The organism is Paraburkholderia sp. GAS42, assembly GCF_050436565.1.
Taxonomy (GTDB): domain Bacteria; phylum Pseudomonadota; class Gammaproteobacteria; order Burkholderiales; family Burkholderiaceae; genus Paraburkholderia.
The window spans coordinates 1-23,398 of sequence record NZ_JBNDML010000024.1 but is presented as its reverse complement, the minus strand read 5'-3'; the positions used below and the strand labels follow the sequence as shown (position 1 = coordinate 23,398).

At 62.6% G+C, this 23,398-nt stretch carries 23 protein-coding genes; 8 read left to right on the top strand and 15 right to left on the bottom strand.

The features are described from left to right. Window positions 1-42: 42 nt before the first annotated feature. Window positions 43-726 carry a hypothetical protein gene (locus P3T16_RS28430; RefSeq protein ID WP_429344815.1) on the top strand — a complete coding sequence of 228 codons (684 nt, stop codon included), beginning with the start codon at window positions 43-45 and terminating at the stop codon, window positions 724-726. A 109-nt stretch (window positions 727-835) separates the two neighbouring features. Here the strand turns inward: P3T16_RS28430 and ychF are convergent, their stop codons facing one another. Next, complete coding sequence (ychF, locus tag P3T16_RS28425) at window positions 836-1,930, bottom strand: redox-regulated ATPase YchF (RefSeq protein ID WP_429259396.1); 1,095 nt, start codon at window positions 1,928-1,930, stop codon at window positions 836-838. Between the two features lie 325 nt (window positions 1,931-2,255). Here ychF and P3T16_RS28420 point away from each other — a divergent pair, with 325 nt between their 5' ends. From P3T16_RS28420 to P3T16_RS28405, 4 genes are all read left to right on the top strand, one after another. After that, window positions 2,256-3,428, top strand: a complete 1,173-nt coding sequence (locus P3T16_RS28420) for a UbiH/UbiF family hydroxylase (protein WP_429344814.1) — start codon at window positions 2,256-2,258, stop codon at window positions 3,426-3,428. An 82-nt stretch (window positions 3,429-3,510) separates the two neighbouring features. Beyond that, window positions 3,511-4,236 (top strand): DsbC family protein, encoded by a 726-nt coding sequence (locus tag P3T16_RS28415; protein ID WP_429344813.1) that lies wholly within the window; start codon window positions 3,511-3,513, stop codon window positions 4,234-4,236. Between the two features lie 83 nt (window positions 4,237-4,319). After that, window positions 4,320-6,110: a M61 family metallopeptidase gene (locus P3T16_RS28410; protein ID WP_429344812.1), complete on the top strand. Its 1,791-nt coding sequence runs from the start codon at window positions 4,320-4,322 to the stop codon at window positions 6,108-6,110. 192 nt (window positions 6,111-6,302) lie between these two features. Continuing rightward, a complete protein-coding gene (locus P3T16_RS28405) occupies window positions 6,303-6,899 on the top strand; it encodes an FMN-dependent NADH-azoreductase (RefSeq protein WP_429259400.1) in 597 nt (198 codons plus the stop codon). A gap of 161 nt (window positions 6,900-7,060) precedes the next feature. On the opposite strand, the gene P3T16_RS28400 is transcribed toward P3T16_RS28405, so the two are convergent. The 8 genes from P3T16_RS28400 to rpe all read right to left on the bottom strand — a co-directional run bounded on the left by P3T16_RS28400 (window position 7,061) and on the right by rpe (window position 14,594). Continuing rightward, a complete protein-coding gene (locus P3T16_RS28400) occupies window positions 7,061-7,888 on the bottom strand; it encodes a uracil-DNA glycosylase (protein WP_429344811.1) in 828 nt (275 codons plus the stop codon). Between the two features lie 232 nt (window positions 7,889-8,120). Beyond that, the gene (locus P3T16_RS28395) at window positions 8,121-8,747 is read right to left on the bottom strand and encodes a CYTH domain-containing protein (RefSeq protein ID WP_429344810.1); all 627 of its coding nucleotides are present in this window, start codon (window positions 8,745-8,747) and stop codon (window positions 8,121-8,123) included. A 48-nt stretch (window positions 8,748-8,795) separates the two neighbouring features. Further along, on the bottom strand, window positions 8,796-9,581 hold the full coding sequence (trpC, locus tag P3T16_RS28390; RefSeq protein ID WP_429344809.1) for an indole-3-glycerol phosphate synthase TrpC: 786 nt from the start codon (window positions 9,579-9,581) through the stop codon (window positions 8,796-8,798). Between the two features lie 19 nt (window positions 9,582-9,600). Continuing rightward, window positions 9,601-10,632: an anthranilate phosphoribosyltransferase gene (gene trpD, locus P3T16_RS28385; RefSeq protein WP_429344808.1), complete on the bottom strand. Its 1,032-nt coding sequence runs from the start codon at window positions 10,630-10,632 to the stop codon at window positions 9,601-9,603. A 16-nt stretch (window positions 10,633-10,648) separates the two neighbouring features. Beyond that, the gene (locus tag P3T16_RS28380; RefSeq protein ID WP_429259405.1) at window positions 10,649-11,245 is read right to left on the bottom strand and encodes an aminodeoxychorismate/anthranilate synthase component II; all 597 of its coding nucleotides are present in this window, start codon (window positions 11,243-11,245) and stop codon (window positions 10,649-10,651) included. Window positions 11,246-11,258: 13 nt separating this feature from the next. Beyond that, window positions 11,259-12,752 carry an anthranilate synthase component I gene (gene trpE, locus P3T16_RS28375; RefSeq protein ID WP_429259406.1) on the bottom strand — a complete coding sequence of 498 codons (1,494 nt, stop codon included), beginning with the start codon at window positions 12,750-12,752 and terminating at the stop codon, window positions 11,259-11,261. Window positions 12,753-13,127: 375 nt separating this feature from the next. Continuing rightward, entirely contained in the window at window positions 13,128-13,853 is a 726-nt protein-coding gene (locus P3T16_RS28370; protein ID WP_429259407.1) for a phosphoglycolate phosphatase, read from the bottom strand. 57 nt (window positions 13,854-13,910) lie between these two features. After that, window positions 13,911-14,594: a ribulose-phosphate 3-epimerase gene (gene rpe, locus P3T16_RS28365; RefSeq protein ID WP_429259408.1), complete on the bottom strand. Its 684-nt coding sequence runs from the start codon at window positions 14,592-14,594 to the stop codon at window positions 13,911-13,913. A gap of 194 nt (window positions 14,595-14,788) precedes the next feature. Between rpe and apaG the strand changes: the two genes are divergently transcribed. Continuing rightward, window positions 14,789-15,163 (top strand): Co2+/Mg2+ efflux protein ApaG, encoded by a 375-nt coding sequence (gene apaG / locus P3T16_RS28360; RefSeq protein ID WP_429259409.1) that lies wholly within the window; start codon window positions 14,789-14,791, stop codon window positions 15,161-15,163. Window positions 15,164-15,196: 33 nt separating this feature from the next. Here apaG and P3T16_RS28355 read toward each other — a convergent pair whose 3' ends face one another. Further along, on the bottom strand, window positions 15,197-15,361 hold the full coding sequence (locus P3T16_RS28355; RefSeq protein WP_429344807.1) for a hypothetical protein: 165 nt from the start codon (window positions 15,359-15,361) through the stop codon (window positions 15,197-15,199). On the opposite strand from P3T16_RS28355, the gene mltA reads away from it, so the two are divergent. Further along, window positions 15,282-16,514 carry a murein transglycosylase A gene (mltA, locus tag P3T16_RS28350; RefSeq protein WP_429344806.1) on the top strand — a complete coding sequence of 411 codons (1,233 nt, stop codon included), beginning with the start codon at window positions 15,282-15,284 and terminating at the stop codon, window positions 16,512-16,514. The genes P3T16_RS28355 and mltA overlap by 80 nt on opposite strands. A gap of 165 nt (window positions 16,515-16,679) precedes the next feature. On the opposite strand, the gene paaK is transcribed toward mltA, so the two are convergent. The 5 genes from paaK to paaN form a co-directional block, all read right to left on the bottom strand. Then, window positions 16,680-17,984 carry a phenylacetate--CoA ligase PaaK gene (gene paaK / locus P3T16_RS28345; protein ID WP_429344805.1) on the bottom strand — a complete coding sequence of 435 codons (1,305 nt, stop codon included), beginning with the start codon at window positions 17,982-17,984 and terminating at the stop codon, window positions 16,680-16,682. Between the two features lie 87 nt (window positions 17,985-18,071). Beyond that, window positions 18,072-18,533 carry a hydroxyphenylacetyl-CoA thioesterase PaaI gene (gene paaI, locus P3T16_RS28340; protein ID WP_429344804.1) on the bottom strand — a complete coding sequence of 154 codons (462 nt, stop codon included), beginning with the start codon at window positions 18,531-18,533 and terminating at the stop codon, window positions 18,072-18,074. 1 nt (window position 18,534) lies between these two features. Further along, window positions 18,535-19,326 (bottom strand): 2-(1,2-epoxy-1,2-dihydrophenyl)acetyl-CoA isomerase PaaG, encoded by a 792-nt coding sequence (paaG, locus tag P3T16_RS28335; protein WP_429344803.1) that lies wholly within the window; start codon window positions 19,324-19,326, stop codon window positions 18,535-18,537. 51 nt (window positions 19,327-19,377) lie between these two features. Continuing rightward, window positions 19,378-20,580, bottom strand: a complete 1,203-nt coding sequence (pcaF, locus tag P3T16_RS28330) for a 3-oxoadipyl-CoA thiolase (protein ID WP_429344802.1) — start codon at window positions 20,578-20,580, stop codon at window positions 19,378-19,380. 111 nt (window positions 20,581-20,691) lie between these two features. Continuing rightward, the gene (gene paaN / locus P3T16_RS28325; RefSeq protein WP_429344801.1) at window positions 20,692-22,383 is read right to left on the bottom strand and encodes a phenylacetic acid degradation protein PaaN; all 1,692 of its coding nucleotides are present in this window, start codon (window positions 22,381-22,383) and stop codon (window positions 20,692-20,694) included. 132 nt (window positions 22,384-22,515) lie between these two features. Between paaN and P3T16_RS28320 the strand changes: the two genes are divergently transcribed. Next, window positions 22,516-23,292: an enoyl-CoA hydratase gene (locus P3T16_RS28320; protein ID WP_429344870.1), complete on the top strand. Its 777-nt coding sequence runs from the start codon at window positions 22,516-22,518 to the stop codon at window positions 23,290-23,292. The last annotated feature ends 106 nt before the right edge of the window (window positions 23,293-23,398 follow it).

Sequence of the window (23,398 nt, the reverse complement as noted above, 5' to 3'; positions counted from 1 at the left end):
AGCCTGTTGTTTCGAGGCGTCAGACCGTGCGCTTTTGCGGTCATGCAAGCCAGCGTTTCTGATAAGTTACGTTCGGTTACAGATTTGTCAGATAAGCAGAAAGAAAGATTCATATGTCCGTTGGCCGGACCAATTTCCAACCAATCACTACCTGGTGCGATTTTGAGTACATCCATGAAACGCGTCGTGCTGGCGACCCTGTGTCTGTCGAGTGCCTCCACCTTTGCCGCCAGCCCGATCCTGCTGGAAACCCCGGTGACATACGCGCCCGAAGCATCCGTCGTCGAGCAGGTCAAAACGGAATGCAAGATCGAAAACATGCTGACGGATCACGTCGGCGGCGTGCTGAGCAAACTCAACAAAACGGGCGACGGGACGATCGCATCGCAGAGCGAGGCCAACGGCGCAGAGATTCTGCGCCTGCAGATTACCCACGTGCTGGGCGTCGGCGGTGGCGCCTGGAGCGGACCGAAGGCCATTACGGTGACGGCGGACCTTGTCGAAGATGGGAATGTTGTCCGTCACACGAAGATCAACCGCTGGTCAATGGGCGGATTCTTTGGCGGCTTTAAGGGGACCTGCTCCATCCTTGACCGCAGCGCGGTTGCGATCAGCAAGGATCTGAGCCGCTGGGTGCGCGATCCTTCGTACGAGATCAAGGAAGAGGCGCCGCCAAAAGAAGCGTCGGCGCCGACGGCTCAAACCGAGCCAGCGAAGGCCGAGTAATCCGGCATCGTGCGTGAACACGTAGAAGAAAAAGCCCGCTTCGAAAGCGGGCTTTTTCATTGCATCGAACCGGATCGAATGCGCTTCGACCCGGTCATCAGACTCAAACCTAGACGTTGAACAGAAAGTTCATGACATCACCGTCATGGACAACATATTCCTTGCCTTCCGCCCGCATCTTGCCGGCTTCCTTCGCGCCCTGTTCGCCCTTGTAGGTTACGAAGTCATTGAAGCCGATCGTCTGCGCACGAATAAAACCGCGTTCGAAGTCGGTGTGAATCACGCCAGCCGCCCGCGGTGCCGTGTCGCCGATATGGATCGTCCACGCGCGCACTTCCTTCACGCCCGCCGTGAAGTACGTCTGCAGGCCGAGCAGCTTGAAAGCGGCGCGGATCACGCGGTTCAGGCCAGGCTCGTCCATGCCCATGTCGGCGAGGAACACCGACTTGTCTTCATCGTCGAGATCGGCGATTTCCGCTTCGATCGCCGCGCACACCGCGACGACCGGCGCGCCTTCCGCTTCGGCAAACTTCTTCACCGCGTCGAGGTACGGGTTGTTCGCGAAACCGTCGTCTTTCACGTTGGCGACGTACATCGTCGGCTTCGCGGTGATCAGGCAGAACGGCTTCAGCAGCGCCTCTTCTTCGTCCGACAGATCCAGCGCACGCACCGGCTTCGCCTGGTCGAGCTGCGCGCGGACCTTTTCCAGCACTGCCGCGAGTTTGCCCGCTTCCTTGTCGTTGCCGGACTTCGCGGCCTTCGAATAACGCGTCAGCGATTTCTCGACCGTCGCGAGGTCGGCGAGCGCCAGTTCGGTGTTGATGACTTCGATATCCGACAGCGGATCGACCTTGCCCGCGACGTGAATCACGTTCTCATCTTCGAAGCAGCGCACGACGTGCGTGATCGCGTCCGTTTCGCGGATGTTCGCGAGGAACTGGTTGCCGAGCCCTTCGCCCTTGCTCGCGCCAGCCACGAGGCCCGCGATGTCGACGAATTCCACGACCGCCGGCAGGATCCGCTCCGGCTTGACGATCTCAGCCAGCGCGTGAAGCCGCGCGTCCGGCACTTCGACGATGCCGACGTTCGGCTCGATGGTGCAGAACGGATAGTTTTCGGCGGCGATGCCCGCCTTGGTCAGCGCGTTGAACAGGGTGGACTTGCCGACGTTAGGCAGGCCGACGATGCCGCATTGGAGGCTCATGAGGGTTCTCTAAAATCAGGTGATGACGTGCGTTACGGCGCGGCCGTTGGGCGGAAGGACAGCCTGGTAGCGGCTTCGCGTGCCGGCGGAAGTCCGCAAACGGGACTGCGCCAGACATCGCGGCGTAAGCGAAACGTCTTGTGCCGGTGACGGCTGTCACCGAAAACCGCAATTGTAACCCTTGTCTGTGCGGGTGCCGCTGCGCATGCCTTGTCAGCGCGAATCTGGCCGCCGGAACCCGAAAGCAGACCCAGGTCAGGAAACCAGCGCAAATGCCGCACGCGCCGCATCCGTCCCCACGAACACCCGCGGCTATAATGCGCGGATGACTGTTCACCACCAGACCTTCGACGTTGCCGTGATCGGCGGCGGGCTTGTCGGCAAGACCGCGGCGCTCGCGCTGACGCAAGGCGGCAGGCGCGTCGCGCTACTCGCGCAGACGTGCGCGTCGCTCCCCGCCGGGGCCGCTTTCGATGCGCGTGTGTACGCGCTTTCCGCGAGTTCGCAGACTTTGCTGGAGCGTCTGCGAGTCTGGCAGGCGCTCGATCTGCCGCGTCTCGCGCCGGTCTACGACATGCGCGTCTTCGGCGACGCAGCCGCCGAGCTCCATTTCTCCGCCTTCCAGGCTTCCGTGTCGCAACTGGCGTGGATCGCCGAATCGTCGCTGATCGAGCGCGCGCTCGACGCCGCGCTGCGCTTCCAGCCCAACCTGACGTGGATCGACTCGCGCGCCCAAAGTCTCGACGTGAAGACTGATGCCGCGGCGATCGGGCTCGCGAACGGCGGCGTGCTGGAGGCGGATCTGGTGGTCGGCGCGGACGGTGCGCACTCGTGGGTCCGCGCGCAGATCGGCTCGAAAGTCGATCGACGCGACTACAAACAGACAGGCGTCGTCGCGAATTTCAAGGCCGGTCGGCCGCACGGTGACACCGCGTACCAATGGTTCAAGGACGGCGAAATCGTCGCGCTGCTGCCGCTGCCGGATGGTCATGTGTCGCTCGTCTGGTCGGCACAGACGGAACACGCGCACGAACTGCTGGAACTGGCGCCTGCGCAGCTTGCTGCCGAAGTCGAGCGCGTGACGCAAAGCCTGCTCGGGCCGCTCGAGTGCGTGACGCCGGCGCAGGGTTTCCCGCTCGCGCTGCAAACGGTGGATCGTCTGATCGCGCCCCGTGTCGCGCTGGTCGGCGATGCGGCGCATCTGATACATCCGCTCGCAGGGCAGGGCATGAATCTCGGATTGCGCGACGTCGCCGCCCTTGCCGACGTGATCGCGAAGAAGGAAGCGTTTCGCGATCTCGGCGACACGGTGCTGCTGCGTTGCTACGAACGGGCGCGCCGCGAGGACATCCGCGCGCTGATGATCGCGACCGACGGTCTGCAGAAACTGTTTTCCGTACCGGGCACGGTGGCCCGCGCGGTGCGCAATACCGGCATGGCGTTTGTCGGCGCGCAGCCGTTGCTCAAGCGCTGGCTTGTTTCAGCGGCGCTGGGCTAAAGGCTGCCGCCCGCCCACTCTGGTTTCCACAGCACACACGAAAGGCACGCAACCGCGCGTGCAACCGACTCAGGAATCGAACATGCAAAAACGTATCCGCATCGCGACGCTGGCACTGGCCGTTGCCGCCGCCGCACTCGGCTGCTCCGCGCAGGCCGACCAGACCACCGACAAGTTGAAGGCCGCGCTGGAGTCCCGCCTCGGTGACGCGACCATCAAGAGCATTTCGAAGTCGCCGATCGCCGGCCTGTACGAAGTGAACCTCGGCACACAGATCGTCTACAGCGACGCAACCGGCGACTATCTCGTGCTCGGCGACATCGTCGAAGCGAAGACGCGCACGAATATCACCGAGGCACGCCTCGCCGAAACCAGCAAGATCGACTTCGCGAACCTGCCGTTCGGCAACGCGGTGAAGGTGGTGAAGGGCAACGGCGCGCGCAGGATCGCGGTGTTTTCCGATCCGAACTGCCCGTACTGCAAGCAGCTCGAAACCACGTTGAAGTCGATCGATAACGTGACGGTCTACACGTTCCTGTACCCGGTGCTTTCGCCGGATTCGACGTCGAAATCGAAGTCGATCTGGTGCTCGACCGATCGCGCGAAGGCGTGGGAATCGTGGATGATCGACCATCGCGCGCCGACCGCGGCCGCAAGCTGTGACACCTCGGCCATCGATAAAAACCTGGCGCTCGGCCAGCAGATGAATGTCAACGGCACGCCGACGGTGTTCCTCGCCGACGGCCGCCGTCTGCCGGGCGCCGTGCCGGCGGACCGGCTGGACAAGGAACTGTCCGCAGTCCGCTAACCGCATCGCATTTGTCGGACAGGAGGCGCGTCGTGCGCCTCCTGCCGTTTTAACGCCCCGCTCACTGCCTGGATGTCCCGCCGATGAAGCCGATCCGCTACACCATCGTCCCTAAGCAACCCGCCGCCCATCTGTTCGAAGTGAGCGTCACCGTTGCCGATCCCGATCCGGCCGGGCAGCGCTTCATGCTGCCGGTGTGGATTCCGGGCAGCTACATGGTCCGCGAGTTCGCGCGCAATATCGTGACGCTGCGTGCGTTCAACGACGCGGGCCGCAAGGTGCGCGTCGAGAAAACCGACAAGCATACGTGGCAGGTCGCGCCCGTCAAAGGTGAGCTGACGCTGCGCTACGAGGTGTATGCGTGGGACATGTCGGTGCGCGCGGCGCATCTGGACGATACGATCGGCTTCTTCAACGGCACGAGCGTGTTTCTGTCGGCACTCGGGCATGAGGAAGCGCAGTGTGTGGTCGATATCCAGAAACCGGCGGGCGAGTCGCATCGCCATTGGCGCGTCGCGACGGCGTTGCCCGAAGCGCGCGGCACGAAGCGCTACGGTTTCGGCGAGTATCGCGCGCTCAACTACGACGAACTGATCGACCACCCGGTGACGCTCGGCGAATTCGCGCTCACCACGTTCAAGGCGCATGGCGTGCCGCACGATATCGTGATCGCGGGCCGCACGATTGCCGTCGATATGGATCGTCTCGCCGCTGACCTGAAACGCATCTGCGAAGCGCAGATCGCGCTCTTCGAGCCGAAGTCGAAGAAAGCGCCGCTGGAGCGCTACGTCTTCATGACGCAGGTGGTCAGCGACGGTTACGGCGGCCTCGAGCATCGCGCGTCGACGGCGCTCATCTGCAACCGCACGGATTTGCCGGTGACGGGTCGTCCGGAAACGACCGAAGGCTACCGGACGTATCTCGGCCTGTGCAGCCACGAATATTTCCACACGTGGAACGTGAAGCGCATCAAGCCGGCCGCGTTCGCGCCGTACGACCTGACGCGCGAAAACTACACGTCGCTGCTGTGGCTCTTCGAGGGCTTTACGTCGTACTACGACGATTTGATCCTCGTGCGCAGCGGGCTGATTTCACCCGACGAATATCTCGGTCTGCTCGGCAAGGTGGTCGGTGGCGTGCAGCGCGGCAGCGGGCGTCTGAAGCAGTCGGTCGCGGAAAGCTCGTTCGATGCGTGGGTGAAGTACTACCGGCAGGACGAAAACGCGCCGAACGCGATCGTCAGCTACTACACGAAGGGTTCGCTCGTCGCGCTGTGTCTTGATCTGACGATTCGCGCGCAGACCAGCAACCGCAAATCGCTCGACGATGTGATGCGTCTCTTGTGGCAACGCTTTGGTCGCGATTTCTATCGCGGCAAGCCGGTCGGCGTGTCGGAGGCGGACATTGAAGCGCTCTTCGCCGAAGCGACCGGCGCCAGGCTCGCCCATCTGTTCGAACACGGCGTGTACGGCACGCGCGATCTGCCGCTTGAACCGTTGCTCGCGCCGTTCGGCATCGGCATCGCGCCGGAGACGGAGAAGAGCGGCAAGCCGTCGCTCGGCGTGCGCGTGCGCGGCGGCGCGGATTGCACGCTCGCGGCGGTGCACGACGGCAGTGCGGCGCAAAAGGCCGGTTTGTCGGCCGGCGACGTGCTGATCGCGATCGACGGCCTGCGCGTCACGGGTTCGAACCTCGACACGCTGCTGTCGCGCTACGTGCCGGGCGCGAAGGTGGAAGTGCATGCGTTCCGTCGCGACGAACTGCGCTCTACGCAGCTCAAGCTGGACGCGCCCGACGTCGCGCGCTACAAGCTTTCGGTCACCGACAAGCGCGTCGCGCCGCGGAACTGGCGTGAGCGCTGGCTCGGGAAATGACGCCGTCCTGACGGCGGCGGGGCGCCGTCAGCGCGCTGAAAGGTGGCGAAAGCGGCCAAATCTCGGGTTGGAGGCGGCGGATTGTTCTACTCATGCAACAATCCGTCGCCCGCGCGGTACTTTTTCCGCGGCGGGTAAAAAACCACAATGGCTCCACTCGCGCAACACTGCGCGCCCCAACTGGAGTCAACCATGACCACGATTCTGCAAATCAACTCGGCAGCCCGCTCGCAAGGCGCGAATTCGACGCTGCTTGCCAACGAACTGACCGCAAAGCTGCAACAGTCGAACCCGGGCGCGCAAGTCGTCGTCCGTAACCTGCAGGCTGAGCCGCTGCCCCACCTGGATGACACGATCCTCGGCGCATTCTTCACGCCGGCTGAACAACGCACGCCGGAACAGAACGCTATCGCTGCACGCAGCGAAGCGCTGATCGCCGAACTGCAAGCTGCTGACATCGTCGTGATCGCTGCGCCGCTGTACAACTTCGGCGTGTCGTCGCAACTGAAGACGTACTTCGACTTCATCGCCCGCGCTGGCATCACGTTCAAGTACGGCGCAACGGGTCCGGAAGGCCTCGTGACGGGCAAGAAAGTGCACGTCGTGTCGGCACGTGGCGGCAAGTACCTCGGCACGCCGGGCGACAGCCAGACGCCGTACCTGAAGATGTTCCTCGGCTTCCTCGGCATGACCGACGTGAACTTCATCTACGCCGAAGGCCTGAACATGGGCCCGGAAGTCGCTAACGCCGCACTCGCGGGCGCTCGCGAAGCTATCGCGGCTGCGTAAGCTGCTTTTTCGGCGAGACGGGGGCTGACGCCCCGGTCTCGCAGGAATGAAAAAACGCCACGGGTGAACTCCGTGGCGTTTTTTTTCTGCCGGCGCTTCTCGGAGTGTTGCGTTGCGCAGGGTCGTTGCGCGGTGCGCGAATGGCGACGCTTCGCGTCGCGTTACGCCAGCGTTTGCGCTTCCTCGGGCAGACGCCAGTCGATCGGCAGACGGTCATGCTGTTCAAGATATTCGTTAGCCAGCGCGAAATGCCGGCAACCGAGAAAACCGCGATGCGCCGACAGCGGCGACGGATGCGGTGCTTCGAGTACGTAATGCGACCGGCCACCGAGCAGCGCGCGCTTGGTCTGCGCATGCGCACCCCACAGCATGAACACGAGCCCTTCATGGCGCATCGCGAGTTCGTGAATCAGCGTGTCGGTGCATTTTTCCCAGCCGCGCTTTGCATGGCTCGCGGCCGAATCGCGCTCGACGGTCAGTACCGTATTCAACAGCAGGACGCCCTGTCGCGCCCACGTGTCGAGACAGCCGTGACGCGGCGCCTCGTAGCCGAAGTTCGCAGCGATTTCCTTGAAGATATTGCGCAGCGACGGCGGCGGACGCACCGCCGGCGGCACCGAAAACGCGAGTCCGTGCGCCTGCGGCGTGCCGCGATCTTCGCCGTGATACGGATCCTGACCGAGGATGACGACCTTCACGTCGTCGGGGCCCGTCAGCCGGAGCGCGCGGAAGACGTCAGCGGGATAGACAGTTTTGCCGGCGGCGCGCTCAGCGTCGACAAAAGCGCACAAAGGCGCGTAGGCGTCGCTATCGATGAACGGCTTCAGATGTTTGCGCCACGCGGGCGGCAGCGCGTCGAACTGGGCTTCGAGCGTGGTCGTTGCCGTCGTCGAAGCGGGTTGTGCTGACGATGGAGCTTGATCAGCAGGCGCGTCGCCGAAAAGCGAAGCCTGCGACGAAGAAGAACGGGAGCGGGTGGCAGAGGTCATGGCGGGGAAGTGTCGCAGCAAACGGGACGCGGCTCAAGGCGGCTGGTGTGGTTCGGCCGGGCTATTGGTGGTCGGTTGGCTCGGACGACGGTGAGCGGTGAGCGGTGAAGGTGCGCGCCAGCAGAGACACACGCTTGACGATTCGTGCTCACGCGAACTGCGGCGTGCCAATGCGAGTGCGCGGTTCGGCGATGCAGTGGTTCAGCGCGTGGCATCGATCACCGCTTGCCATTCATCGCTCGCGCAGCCTGTAGCCGCGCTGCGCCTTGCTGATGTCGTCCGGCGTGAGGCCGGGGACTTTCGACGTCAACTCTTTTGCCAGCGCATGCAGTGCCGCTTCGTCACCGTCCTTCAATTCCAGCTCGACCTCGGAAATGGGCGCGCGGCGCGTTTCACCATTTACATGGGCAATGACTTCGCCCTGGTCGATCGCCGCTTCAACCTCTGCGCCGTCCTGCCGCACATGCCACACGGTGCGCGTGAAGTTCGTGCGAAACAGTTCGGCCAATTCAGGCGCAGCTTTGCGCAATGCCGCCGCGACATCCGGCGAGTCGCATGCGCGCAGCAATGCGTCGATTTCGAGCGCTTCGCCCGCGACGGGCATTTCCCATTCGTGACGACTGTGCAATCCGGCTTTCGCGGCACCGGCCGTTTTGAACGTCTGCAGCCAGCCGTCAGGCGTGCGTCTCAGCCGTAGCGCGCTTTTGGACCGCGCGAGCGTCAGCTCGGGTGTATCAAAGTAAATGTTCTCGAGCGTGACGGGGTGCCCGGCTTCACCCGCGCGTGCGACGAAAAACTGCGTCGCCGCGTCAAACTGATCGACCGGCAGCGCCAGCTTGATTTCACTCTCGATACCCATCTCGTGCCTCGTTCGGTCCGGCTCGTCCAGCCAGACCCATTCGCCAGCTCAGAAAAACATCCGCGCCAGTTCCACGCCCGGTTGCTCAGCGCGCATGAACGCCTCGCCGACGAGGAACGTATGCACGTCCATCGCCCGCAGCCGTTCGACGTCGACGCGCGACAGAATGCCCGATTCAGTCACGACGATACGATCGTCGGGAATCGATTCGAGCATGCCGATCGTCGTGTCGATCGACGTTTCGAACGTGCGCAGATTGCGGTTGTTGATGCCGATCAGGGGCGTCTTCAACGTGAGCGCTTCCATCAACTCGTCGCTGTCATGCACTTCGACGAGCACCGCGAGCCCCAGCGAATGCGCGAACGCTTCCAGATCCTGCATCTGCGACGTTTCGAGCACGGCGGCGATCAGCAGGATCGCGTCGGCGCCCATCGCGCGGGCTTCGACGATCTGGTACGGATCGATGATGAAGTCCTTGCGCAGCACCGGCAGGTTGCAGGCGGCGCGCGCTTCTTCCAGATAAGTCCCGCTGCCCTGGAAGAACTGGACGTCGGTCAGCACTGAAAGACACGCCGCGCCGTGGCTCTCGTACGAGCGCGCGATGTCGGCCGGCACGAAGTGTTCGCGCAATATGCCTTTCGACGGACTGGCTTTTTTCACCTCGGCGATCACTGCTGCGAGACCGGCCTCGTGCTTCGCGCGCAACGCGCCGACGAAATCGCGTTTGTCGCGCGCCGACGCTTCGAGGCGCAGTTCTTCGAGCGGTGCGCTCATTTTCGCGGCGCGGACTTCGTCGCGCTTGACCGCGATGATGCGTTCCAGAATGTCGCTCATAGGTATCTCGATGCAGAAGTTATTTCTTGAATTGCTGCGTGAAGCGGATCAGTTCGTCGACCTTCGCCCGCGCGCGGCCGCTCGCGATCGACTCGCGCGCCACCTGAATGCCATCGGCGATCGATGCCACGACATTTGCCGCATACAGCGCGGTGCCCGCGTTCAACACGACGATCTCGCGTGCGACGCCCTGTTTGTTGTCGAGCGCTTCGAGCAGCATGACTTTCGATTCGGCGGCGTCGTTCACTTTCAGTGTCCGGTTCGACACCATCTGCATGCCGAAGTCTTCCGGGTGAATCTCGTATTCGTGAACCTGACCGTCGCGCAGTTCGCCAACCGTGGTGGCCGCGCCCAGTGAAACTTCGTCCATGCCATCCATGCCGTACACGACCAGCACGTGCTTCGCGCCGAGCCGTTGCATCACGCGCACCTGAATGCCGACCAGATCCTGGTGAAACACGCCCATCAGCTGGTTCGGGGCGCCAGCCGGGTTGGTCAGCGGTCCGAGGATGTTGAAAATCGTGCGCACGCCGAGTTCGCGGCGCACCGGCGCGATGTTTTTCATCGCCGGATGATGGTTCGGCGCGAACATGAAACCCATGCCGGTTTCAGCAATCGATGCCGCCACCTGTTCCGGCTGCAGATCGATATTGACGCCGAGCGCCTCGAGCACGTCCGCGCTGCCCGACTTGCTCGACACGCCGCGATTGCCGTGCTTCGCGACCTTTGCGCCAGCCGCGGCCGTGACGAACATCGTCGCCGTGGAAATGTTGAACGTGTGCGAGCCATCGCCGCCCGTGCCCACGATATCGACGAAATTCGAGTTGTCCTGCACTTCGACGTGCCGAGCGAATTCGCGCATCACGGTCGCGGCAGCCGCGATTTCGCCGATCGTCTCTTTTTTGACGCGCAAGCCCGTAATGATCGCCGCCGACATCACCGGCGAGAGTTCGCCGCGCATGATGAGGCGCATCAGGTGCAGCATCTCGTCGTGAAAAATCTCGCGATGCTCGATCGTGCGCTGCAACGCTTCCTGCGGAGTAATCGACATGTTCTTTCCTCTTTCTTCAGGCGTTGCGGTGCGACGCGGCGGCGAGTTTCGACTGCTTCACGAAGTTTTCGAGCAGCGCGTGGCCGTGTTCGGACAGGATCGATTCCGGGTGAAACTGGACGCCTTCGACGTCGAGCGTTTTATGACGCACGCCCATGATTTCGCCGTCGTCGGTCCACGCGGACACTTCGAGACAGTCTGGCAGCGATTCGCGTTCGATTGCGAGTGAGTGGTAGCGCGTGACGGTGAAATGCTTCGGCAGGTCGGCGAACACCCCTTTGCAGTCGGTTTCGATCTGGCTCACCTTGCCGTGCATGATCGTCTGCGCGCGCACGACGCGACCGCCGAATGCTTCGCCGATCGCCTGGTGGCCAAGGCACACGCCGAGAATCGGGATCTCGCCGGAGAATCTGCGCAGCACGTCGAGCGTGATGCCCGCGTGTTGCGGATTGCTCGGCCCCGGCGAAAGGCAGATGCGCTCGGGATTGAGCTTCGCGATTTCGTCGAGCGTGATTTCGTCGTTGCGGAAGGTCCGTACGTCTTCGCCGAGTTCGCCGAAGTACTGGACCAGGTTATAGGTGAACGAGTCGTAGTTGTCGATCATCAGCAGCATGGTCTGTCTCCGGTCAAAAGTCGCTATCGAGGCCGTCCTGCACCTGCTCCGCCGCACGCAGTACCGCGCGCGCCTTGTTTTCGGTCTCTTGCCATTCGGATTCCGGCACCGAATCCGCGACGATGCCCGCGGCCGCCTGCACATACAGATTGCCGCTGTGGATCACACCCGTGCGGATCGTGATCGCCAGATCCATTTCGCCGGTGAACGACAGGTAACCGACCGCGCCACCGTACAGGCCGCGCTTCACCGGTTCAAGTTCGTCGATCAGTTCCATCGCGCGAACCTTTGGCGCGCCCGACAGCGTACCGGCCGGGAATGTCGCGCGCAGCACGTCGAAATTGGTCACGCCGGGTTTCAGCTTGCCTTCGACCGAACTCACGATGTGCTGCACGTGCGAGTACTTTTCGATGATCATCTTGTCGGTCACGACGACCGATCCGATCTGCGCAATACGGCCGACGTCGTTACGCGCCAGGTCGATCAGCATCACGTGTTCGGCGATTTCCTTTGGGTCGTTCAGCAGTTCGGTGGCGAGTTCGGCGTCACGCTCCGGCGTGTTGCCACGCGGGCGCGTGCCCGCGAGCGGACGGATCGTGACGATCCGATCCTCGCCGCGCCTTTCCTGACGCACCAGAATTTCCGGCGACGCGCCGACCACATGAAACTCGCCGAAGTTGTAGTAGTACATATACGGCGACGGATTCAGCGAGCGCAGCGCGCGATACAGCGAGAGCGGGTTGTCACGATAGGGTTTCGTCAGGCGCTGCCCCACCTGAACCTGCATCAATTCGCCCGCAGCGACATATTCCTTCGCCTTGCGCACAGCGGCGAGGTAATCGTCTTTCGCGAATTCGCGATAAATCTCGGTGCGCATGCTTGCCGACGTAACCGGCGGCTGAACGGTCGTGCGCAGACGCTGACGCAGTTCGCGCAGACGCTGCTTCGCTTTCGTGTACGCCTCGGGCACGGCCGGATCGGCGTAGACCACGAGATACAGCTTGCCGGCAAGGTTATCGATCACCGCGACTTCTTCGGTCAGCAGTAACTGGATGTCGGGCAGACCGAGATCGTCGGGCGGCGCGGTGTGCGCGAGCTTTTTCTCGATGTAGCGCACCGCGTCATAGCCGAAGTAGCCCGCGAGACCGCCGCTGAACCGTGGCAGGCCGGGACGTTGCGCAACTTTGAATCGCGCCTGGAACTGCTGGATGAACGCGAGCGGATCGCCTTCGTGTGTCTCGACGACCTTGCCGTCTTTCACCACTTCGGACACGCCGTTGCGGGTGCGTATGAGCGTGCGGGCCGGCAGGCCGATGAACGAGTACCGCCCAAACCGTTCGCCACCCACTACCGATTCCAGCAGGAACGAGTTGGCGCCGCTGCGCTCGGACTGCGCGAGCTTGAGATACAGCGAGAGCGGGGTTTCGAGGTCGGCAAGCGCCTCGGCGATCATCGGGATGCGATTGAAGCCCTCGTTCGCGAGGGACTGAAATTCGAGTTCGGTCATGTTCCGATCCTGTTCGTGCGTCCGGCACAACGTGCGTGTGCTTCGGATAAGACGGGGGCGTTGCGCTGCCGGTCAGGCGTCTATGTCATTCGACAGGGAGAACCGACCGGTGCGTGCTGTCCCGATGACGCGTGCAAGGCCGCATGTCGCAACGGTACCCCGATGGATACACGAAGGCCAGATGAAACGATGCAGCGGTTACTGGCGTAAAACTCGGGAAGCGCGCGAAAAGCGCAGCGAAGTAAAAAACGGTGCCGAAGACGAGCTTCAGCGTACCTCAGGCGAGGTTAGCGCGACCAGCGACGCCAGGGCCAGGCTCCCCGGTCGATGCTAATCAGACTCCGTTTTTTATTCAGAAACATGAGGATGAGGGACTTATAAAGTCGGTGATTGGTGCGCTGCGATTGCCTTGGCGGCATCGAGCAGCGAAGCAACTATACCATCCGATTTTATTGTTTGTACAGACTGGCCATGGTTGTAGCCATACGGGACAGTCAGCGTGGCCAGACCGGCCGCACGGCCGGCCATCGCGTCATTCTCGGAGTCGCCAATCGCAACCGTCGCTGCCGGGGCGACCTGCATTTCAGCGCAGGCGGTGAGCATCGGCAGTGGGTCGGGCTTCTTTTTCGACAGCGTATCGCCGCCGATCACCACGCTGAAATAGCCGATCAGGCCATATTGCGTGAGCAGTTGCACGGCAAACCGGCGCGGCTTGTTCGTTACGCACGCGAGCTTCAGGCCGGCGTCGTGCATCGCTTTCAAACCCGCTTCGACGTCCGGATACAGCCGCGTGTGCGTGCCGTTGATTCGCGCGTACTCTTCCTGGTAGATCGCGAGCGCCTCGTCGAAGCGGTCCTGCGCGTGTTCCGCCTCGAAGCGTGGCGCGAGCACGCTGCGGATCAGATGCTCCGAACCCTTGCCGACGTAGTCGACGACTTCCTCGCGCGATGTTTCCGCCGCATCGAGCTGCGCGAGCATGCCGTTCAGGCCGGCGGTGAAATCGTCGGCAGTATCGACCATCGTGCCGTCGAGGTCGATGATTGCGGCCTCGATGCGAGGGCCGGTGAATGCCGGTGCGGGGGATGAGGGCGTCACGGTCATGTTCAGGGCTCGCTGGGTACGTGCTTGTCGCTCGTTTGTTGCGCGCTCGGTGCGCGCCTAGTGCTCGACGTGGGCGAGCGCGCTGCGCATCTGGTCGATGACCGCCTTGTAGTCCGGCTTGCCGAAGATTGCCGAACCCGCCACGAATGTGTCCGCGCCTGCAGCTGCGATTTCAGCGATGTTGTCGACCTTAACGCCGCCGTCCACCTCGAGATGGATCTCGCGGCCGGTTTTTTCCTTGTACGCATCGATTCGCGCGCGCGCCTCGCGCAGCTTGTTCAGCGCTTCAGGAATAAACGATTGCCCGCCGAAACCAGGGTTTACCGACATGATCAGCACGAGATCGAGCTTGTCCATCACGTGGTCGAGATAGCTGAGCGAAGTGGCCGGATTGAACACGAGGCCGGCCTTGCAGCCATGATCGCGGATCAGGGACAGCGTGCGGTCAATGTGATCCGAGCCTTCCGGATGGAAGCTGATCACGTTGGCGCCGGCTTTTGCGAAGTCGGGCACGATACGGTCGACCGGACGCACCATCAGATGCACGTCGATCGGCACCTGCACGTGCGGGCGGATCGCCTCGCAGACGAGCGGCCCGATGGTCAGATTCGGCACGTAGTGGTTGTCCATCACGTCGAAGTGAATCCAGTCGGCGCCAGCGGCAACGACGTTGCGGACTTCCTCGCCGAGCCGCGAGAAGTCGGCGGACAGGATGCTGGGAGCGATTCTGAATTGCGTCATGGCGTGAGGAGTGGCGGGTCGAAAGTCGCTATTTTACCGGTTTGCGCGCGGAGAAACCCCTGTCCGGATGGGATAGCTGGTTGCGGGCGTCCGCTGCATCAAGCAGAATGCGAAACCAGAGCCACTTCCCGCCGACAGGCCGGAAACCATTGATGTCTGGGTTTCCCGCAGATGTTATTCACACCGGAATCAGGATGAGCCAGTACGAATTCAGCGTGTCGGCGCAGGTCGCGTATCTGCCCGACGAATCGGATCCCGAGCGGCGCAAGTATGCGTTCGCGTACACGCTGACCATCCGCAACAGCGGCCAGGTGCCGGCCCAACTGATCTCCCGTCACTGGGTCATCACCGACAGCGAAGATCACGTTCAGGAAGTGAAGGGCCTGGGCGTGGTCGGTCACCAGCCGTTGCTGAAGCCGGGCGAGCAGTTCGAATATACGAGCTGGGCGTTGATCGCAACGCCCGTCGGTACGATGCGCGGGGAGTATTTCTGCGTCGCGGAAGACGGCGAGCGCTTCGAGGCGACGGTACCCGAGTTCATGCTGCGCATGCCGCGCACGCTGCATTGAGCCGGCGTAGAGGCTTGTTTCCAGCCGGAAGGGTTACGGCTGCGACTGCTGGTTGTCACTCTTTTTGCCCGAGGCCTTCTGCGTCTGCTTCTTCTTGCCGGACGCCGTCCAGACAACGATGAAAATCAGCAGGAACAGCGCCAGAAGCGACTCCAGCGCAAATATAAGCATCGGGTATTCGTCGAACAGATCAGACATGGCGGTTTCCATCAAGAACGAACATTGTATGCGTATTGTCCGGACGGCCGCTGGTTGGGCGAGTGCGGTGGCGGTAACGGTGATGCTGGCTGCGTGTGGTGGAGGTGGATCGGTGAGATCGGCGGCCACGCCGCCAACGGGCGCCGCAATCATTCCCGGCCAGATCGCTTCGACACGGCTCACGCCTGTCGCATGGCAGCAGGTGCCCGGCTGGCAGGACGATTCGCTGATTGGTGCTGCGGCGGCGTTGCGGCAGAACTGCGCGAGGCTTGCACGTCAGCCGAACTGGCAGCGGGCGTGTGCCGCGGCGGCGGAACTCGACGATCTCGATGTCGCCAGTGCACGGACATTCTTCGAAACGTATTTCACCCCCTTCCAGTTCGCAAATACCGACGGCACGCTCGACGGCCTTGTGACGGGCTATTACGAACCTTTGCTGCGCGGTTCGCGTGTGCGACACGGCGTGTACCAGACGGCGCTGTATCGCTGGCCGGCAGGCTATCGCGCCGGCGCGCCATTGCCGGCACGCGCGCAGCTCGAGCGCGCGGGCGTTCTGACCGGCAACGAACTCGTGTGGGTCGACGATCCGATCGAAGCGTTTTTCCTTCAGGTGCAAGGGTCTGGACGGATCGTGATGGAAGACGGCAGCGTGATGCGTGTCGGCTTTGGCGGAACAAACAATCAGCCCTACAAGTCGATCGGACGCTCGCTGCTGGATCGTGGCGAGCTCACGCCCGCGCAGGCGACGATGCAGGGTATCAAGGCGTGGGCGCGTTCGAATCCGACGAAGGTCGATGCGTTGCTCGATACGAATCCGCGATTTGTGTTCTTCCGCGAGATGCCTTCCGGTGAAGCGGCTCCGCAGGGTGGCGCCGATGGCCCGATTGGCGCGCTGGGCGTGCCGTTGACGCCGGAACGTTCGATCGCCGTCGATCCGTCTTCGATTCCGCTCGGCACGCCGGTCTTTTTGCAGACGACCCGTCCATTGACCAACTCGCCGATGAACCGTCTGGTTTTTGCACAGGACACCGGTTCGGCGATCAAGGGCGGTGTTCGAGCCGACTACTTCTGGGGCCTCGGCGATGACGCCGGGGATCTCGCCGGCAAGATGAAGCAGGCCGGACGTATGTGGCTGTTATTGCCGAATTCGTGAACCGCCGGGGGAGCGCTCGACGCGCCGGATGCCTCGATTGACGGAGGGCGTTCACCGCACGATTGCATCGCGATTCGCTGCGTGCCGCGCTGCGAATCGCTTCTTCATGATGGCTGGGATCTGAACCGCTCCTGCGTGTTCACGGGTATCCCGATCGTCGACTCTTCAGCCGCCGGAACGCCGCTTGTCGACGACGCGCCTTGCCTTGCCGACCGAACGTTCGATGCCGTTGACAGCCAGAACATTCACGACCGCGCTCACCCCGATCAACACCTTGATGTCATAAGCGAGCGCCTGCTTCGCGGTATTGAGCGCGCCCGTATCCGGCGCCATCTCGGGACATGGTTCGACATTCAATGTCAGTACGTCGAGCGGGCCTTCCTTCGTGAGGATGATCTGATAGTGCGGCGCAAGCGCATGCTGCTTCAGCAGCAGCTCTTCGATCTGCGTCGGGAAGACGTTGACGCCACGCACGATCATCATGTCGTCCGAGCGGCCGGTGATCTTCTCCATACGACGCATCGTGCGGGCGGTGCCGGGCAACAGACGCGTAAGGTCACGCGTCCGGTAACGGATGATCGGCAGCGCTTCTTTCGTGAGCGACGTGAAGACGAGTTCGCCGAATTCGCCTTCCGGCAGCACTTCACCGGTTTCCGGATCGACGATCTCAGGATAGAAGTGATCTTCCCAGATCGTCGGACCGTCCTTCGTCTCCGCGCACTCCGACGCAACGCCCGGGCCCATCACTTCGGACAATCCGTAGATATCGACCGCGTCGATGCCCATACGCTGCTCGATCGCGTGACGCATGTCGTTCGTCCACGGCTCCGCGCCGAAGATGCCGATCCGCAGCGAGCAGTGCGCCGGATCGACCCCTTGCCGTTCGAGTTCATCCGCGATCGACAGCATGTAGCTGGGCGTCACCATGATGATGTCCGGCCGGAAGTCCTGGATCAGTTGCACCTGCTTCTCCGTCTGTCCGCCGCCGAACGGAATTACGGTGAGGCCGGCGCGCTCGGCGCCGTAGTGCGCGCCGAGTCCACCGGTGAACAGCCCGTAGCCGTAGCTGATGTGCACCTTGTCTCCGCGCCGCGCGCCCGCCGCGCGGATCGAACGTGCGACGAGGTTGGCCCACGTGTCGATGTCGCGCGCGGTGTAGCCGACGACGGTCGGCTTGCCGGTCGTACCCGACGAAGCGTGAATACGCGAGATCTGTTCCTGCGGTACGGCGAACATGCCGAAGGGGTAGCTGTCGCGCAGATCCTTCTTGGTGGTGAACGGAAAGCGTGACAGATCCGCCAATGTCTTCACCCCAGACGGATGGACGCCCGCGTCGTCGAACTTGCGCCGATAAACCGGCGAGTTTTCGTAGGCATGCGTGAGCGACCATTTCAGTCGTTCGAGCTGGAGGGCGGCGAGTTCGTCGCGGCTCGCCGTTTCGATCGGGTCGAGCGGTAAAGAGGTCGTCATGCGGATGTCTCCTTTGCTACTTTTCAGAATAGATGTGCTGCGCGGGGCGGACAACGGAACGTCGCGGTGAGGGTTCAGCTTGAGTATTCAGTGGTCGGTCGGGATCACCGTGCCGCGAATCTGCGCCGACTTGCCACGAAACATGGCAACTGTTTCACCGGCGCGATTCGTCACACGGATGTCGTAGATGCCGTTGCGTCCGCTCAACGTCTGTTCGATCGCCTCGGCGGTGAGTTCGTCGTCGCCGTACGCCGGACGCAGAAACTCGATCGAGCAGCCCGATGCCACCGTGTTGATGTTGTATGAGTTACACGCAAAGGCGAACGTCGAATCGGCCAGGGTGAAGATCAGGCCGCCATGGCAGATCTGATGGCCGTTAAGGAAGTCGGGGCGGACGCTCATACGCATGCGGGCATATCCGGGGCGCACGTCGAGAAGTTCGAGACCCAGTGCCTGGCTGCAGGCGTCGGCTTCGTACATGGCGTCAGCGGTGGCCCGGGCAAGTTCGTCAGGCGTCATTGCTGCGTCGTGCTGTGGCTGGGTGGACATGTCAGCGGCCTTCAAAACGTGCTGCGCGTTTTTCCATGAAGGCGCGTACGCCTTCCTTGTAGTCATGCGATCCGCCGAGTTCGCTTTGCAGATCGCGCTCGAGGTCGAGCTGTGCGTCCAGCGTTTGCGTGGCGCCCTCGCGCATCGCGCGCTTGATTTCGGCGATGGCACGGGTCGGCTGCTGCGCAAGTTGCGTGGCCAGCTTCCCCGCAGCGTCCTTGAGATCGGCGTCGTCGACGACCTGCCAGATAAGACCCCAGCTTTCGGCCTTTTCGGCGGAGAGCTTGTCGCCCGTTATGGCGAGCCCGAGCGCGCGCGCCATCCCGACGCGCCGCGGTAGAAACCACGTGCCACCGGAATCCGGGACGAGGCCAATTTTCACAAACGCCTGAATAAAGCTCGCCGAGCGGGCCGCGATGACAAGATCGCAGGCCAGCGCGAGATTCGCACCCGCACCGGCAGCGGTACCGTTGACAGCCGCGATGACCGGCAACGGCAACGCCTGGAGTCGCCGGATCAGCGGATTGAAATGCGCGTCGATCAAGCCGCCGAGGTCCGTCATTGCGCCAGGCGTGAAATCGAGGTCGGCCAGATCCTGGCCGGCACAGAACCCACGGCCTGCGCCGGTCAATACGAGGGCACGTGCGCCCGCTGCTTCGACTTCATCGAGCGCCGCACTCAGTTCTTTATGCATCGCCCGCGTGAAGCTGTTGAGCTTGTCGGGGCGATTCAGCGTTACCGTTGCGACGCGGGACGGGGCGTCAAGCTCGACGCGGATCGCTTCATAGGACATCGGTTGTCTCCTCTTTGTCTCCATGGCCTGCAGGTGCAGAAGGTAGCTTCTTCAGACACGCTCAATGGCGAGTGCAATACCTTGTCCCACGCCGATACACATCGTGCACAGGGCAAAATGCCCGTTCGTGCGTTCCAGTTGATGAAGCGCGGTTGTGATGAGTCGCGCGCCCGACGCGCCGAGCGGGTGACCGAGCGCGATTGCGCCGCCGTTCGGATTAACACGCGGGTCGTCGTCGCGCAGACCGAGTGCACGGAGTACGGCGAGGCCCTGCGACGCGAATGCTTCGTTCAATTCGATGACGTCGAACTGTTCGAGCGTCATGCCAATCTGCTTCAAGAGTTTCTGGGTAGCTGGCGCGGGCCCGATGCCCATGATGCGCGGTTCCACGCCGGCTGTCGCCATGCCGATGACGCGTGCACGCCTGCGCAGACGGTACTTCTCCGAAGCTTCCTTGCTCGCCAGCAGGACTGCGCAGGCGCCGTCGTTGACGCCTGACGCGTTGCCCGCGGTGACCGTGCCTTCGGCGCGCACGACGCCTTTCAGCTTACCGAGTGCTTCGAGCGATGTTTCGCGCGGATGCTCGTCGACGCTCACACGAATCGCATCGCCTTTTTTCTGCGCGATTTCGACCGCGACGATTTCCTGCGCCAGCGTGCCGTCACGCTGGGCGCGTGCCGCCTTTTGCTGGCTGCTCAAGGCGAACGCATCCTGGTCAGCGCGATTGATGCCGAACTGGTCGGCAACGTTCTCCGCGGTCTCCGGCATGGAATCGACGCCGAAGTCGCGCTTCATCAGCGCGTTGACGAAGCGCCAGCCGATCGTCGTGTCGTGGATCGCGGCCTGACGTGCGAACGCACTGGTCGCCTTGCCCATGACGAACGGAGCGCGCGTCATGCTCTCGACGCCTCCGGCGATCATCAGATGCGCCTCGCCCGCCTTGATCGCACGCGCCGCTGAGCCGACCGCGTCCATGCCTGAACCGCAGAGCCGGTTCAGCGTTGCGCCGGGCGCGTCGACAGGCAAGCCGGCAAGCAGCGCCGACATGCGCGCGACATTGCGGTTGTCTTCGCCGGCCTGGTTGGCGCAGCCATAAATGACGTCGTCGAGCGCGTGCCAGTCGACGCCCGGATTGCGCTCGATCAACGCCTTGATGGGCACTGCACCGAGGTCGTCCGCGCGGACGTCTTTCAGGGCGCCGCCGTAGCGGCCGAACGGGGTACGAATCGCGTCGCAGATAAAGGCGTCTGTCATGTCGGGTTCCAGAGAGTGATGGCCGGCGTTGCACACCGGTCCGTCGACTCATATTAGTGGGGCGTCGGGCCGGGCTCCAGTCGGCCGGATGGCATATGCCGTTCGGCCGACTTACGCTGGAACCGCCTTCGGTTCAACATGAACTCGACTCTGGATTACGCGGAATCGATTTGCGACAAACGCGGCGTCCGCAAGTGCGGCGTTGGCTGCGGGATTGGCGCCCGTACCGTGAAAGTCCGAGAATGCCGCTGACTGGTTCACGAATACACCGCCCGTCAGGTTGATCGACAGGGCTACGCCGCCACGGATCGATGCTTCGTGAGCGGCTTCGAGGACCGCGTCGTCAACGCTGTACACGGACAGAGTGAGCGCGCCATGCCCAGCGGCGATCGCGCCAGCGAGATCGAGCGATTGTGCAGTCGAGTCGGTCGCAATGACGAACGAGATCGGGCCGAACCATTCACGGGTGAACAGCGCAGCATTGCTGGCAGCATCGAGTTGCAACAGGAGCGGCGTGCGGACGCGCGCGCCGGCAAAGGCCGGATGTTCGAGCGACTGGCTGTCGACGAGCACGCGGCCAAGTTTTCGCGCTTCATCGATGCGTTGCGTCACGCCATCGTTTTGAATTGCGCCGAGCAGTTCGACCGCGCGGGCCGGGTCGGCCACGAGCTTCTGCACCGCGCCGGCAAGGGCCTCGGCGACAGCGTCGAAGCTCATCTGACCTTCGGCGGTGCGAATGCCGTCGCGCGGCACATAGATGTTTTGCGGCGCCGTGCACATCTGGCCGGAGTACAGCGCGAGCGAAAAGGCAATATTCCGGGCGGCCAGCTTGAGGTCATCGACGGAATCGATAACGATCTGGTTGACGCCGGCCTTTTCAGTGAACACTTGCGCCTGGTGTGCGTTTCGTTCGAGCCACGTACCGTTTTGCGAACTGCCGGTGAAGTCGATCAGCTTGATTTCCGGCCGCTGGGCGAGCTCCTGCACGAGCGCTCCATCATCAGGATCGGTCGCAAGCAGTGTCACCACGTTCGGATCGAAGCCGGCTTCCCGCAGCACGTCGCGCGCGATGCGCACGGTGATCGCAAGCGGCAGGATCGCGCCCGGATGCGGTTTGACGATGACCGTGTTGCCAGTTGCCAGGTCGGCAAAGAGGCCGGGATAGCCGTTCCATGTCGGGAAAGTGCAGCAGCCGAGCACGAGGCCAGTGCCGCGCGGCACGACGGTATAGCGCTTGTGCATCGCCAGTGGCGGATTTTTGCCTTGCGGCTTTTCCCAGTGCGCATCGGCTGGAATCCGGCGCAGCTGATCCCATGCATAAACAACGGCTTCCAGCGCACGATCCTGCGCATGGGGGCCGCCCGCCTGGAAGGCCATCATGAAGGCCTGGCCGGTCGTGTGCATGACGGCGTAGCCGATCTCGAAACTGGCGCGATTCACCCGCGACAGAATTTCCAGGCACACGCCGACCCATGCCTCGGGCCCGGCAGTGCGCCAGTCGCGCTGGGCCGTGGCCGCAGCGTCGATCAGCGTGGTGGGGTCTGCCTTCGAATAGCGAATGCCGAGTGGGAAGCCGAACGGCGAGATTTCGGCGCCGACAGTTTCCTTTGTGGCCGGTTGATCCAGCTCGAACGTCTTGTTCAGGTGAGACTTGAACGCGGCTTCGCCATCCGCGTTCGCTGTTTCACCGTACACTTTCGGACTGGGCATTTCGGCGAAGGGGCTCCAGTAGCCGCGTGTCTCAATGGCGGCGAGCGCCTTCTGCAGCGTGTCTTCGTGCTTCGTGAATAGCGGATGTGTCATGGCGGAAGGGATGCTGAACGTTAGAGGGAGCTTTCGTCGAATAATTGACCGACCGGTTGGTTGGCGAATGGTAGCATTATTGGGACAGTCACGCGAAGCGTTTTTGCTTTTCATTCAAAACAAGGAGGAAGCATGGCTTACGAAAACATTCTGGTGGAGACTCGCGGCCGGGTTGGACTGGTGACGTTGAACCGTCCGAAGGCGCTGAACGCCTTGAACGACGCGTTGATGGATGAACTTGGCGCCGCACTGAAGGTTTTTGATGCCGACGACGGAATCGGCGCAATCGTTGTGACGGGGAGCGAGAAGGCGTTCGCCGCAGGCGCCGATATCGGGATGATGGCCACGTACACCTATATGGATGTGTACAAGGGCGACTACATCACCCGTAACTGGGAAACCGTACGTACTATCCGCAAGCCGATCATTGCCGCGGTCGCTGGCTTCGCGCTTGGCGGTGGCTGCGAACTGGCGATGATGTGCGACATCATCTTCGCTGCCGACACCGCAAAGTTTGGCCAGCCGGAGATCAAACTCGGCGTCATGCCGGGTGCCGGCGGTACGCAACGCCTGCCTCGCGCAGTGTCGAAAGCGAAAGCGATGGACATGTGTCTGACAGCGCGGTTCATGGATGCAGATGAAGCTGAGCGAGCAGGGCTCGTATCGCGTGTTATTCCCGCAGCGTCATTGCTCGACGAGGCGGTTGCAGCAGCAGCCACGATCGCGGAGTTCCCGTTGCCAGCGGTGATGATGGTGAAGGAATCCGTGAATCGTGCTTACGAAACCACCCTTGCCGAGGGTGTGAATTTCGAGCGACGCCTGTTCCATTCCCTGTTTGCAACTGAGGATCAAAAAGAGGGGATGGCCGCATTCGTTGAGAAACGCAAACCGGTGTTCAAGCACCGTTGAATGGGCTTATCAAAATAGTGCTTGCAAGGCGTGGGGGAGGTGGCTAGAATCTCGATCTTTCGCGCTTTCAGGAGAAGGCGCGGGGACGCGGGAAGCCAGTATGGGC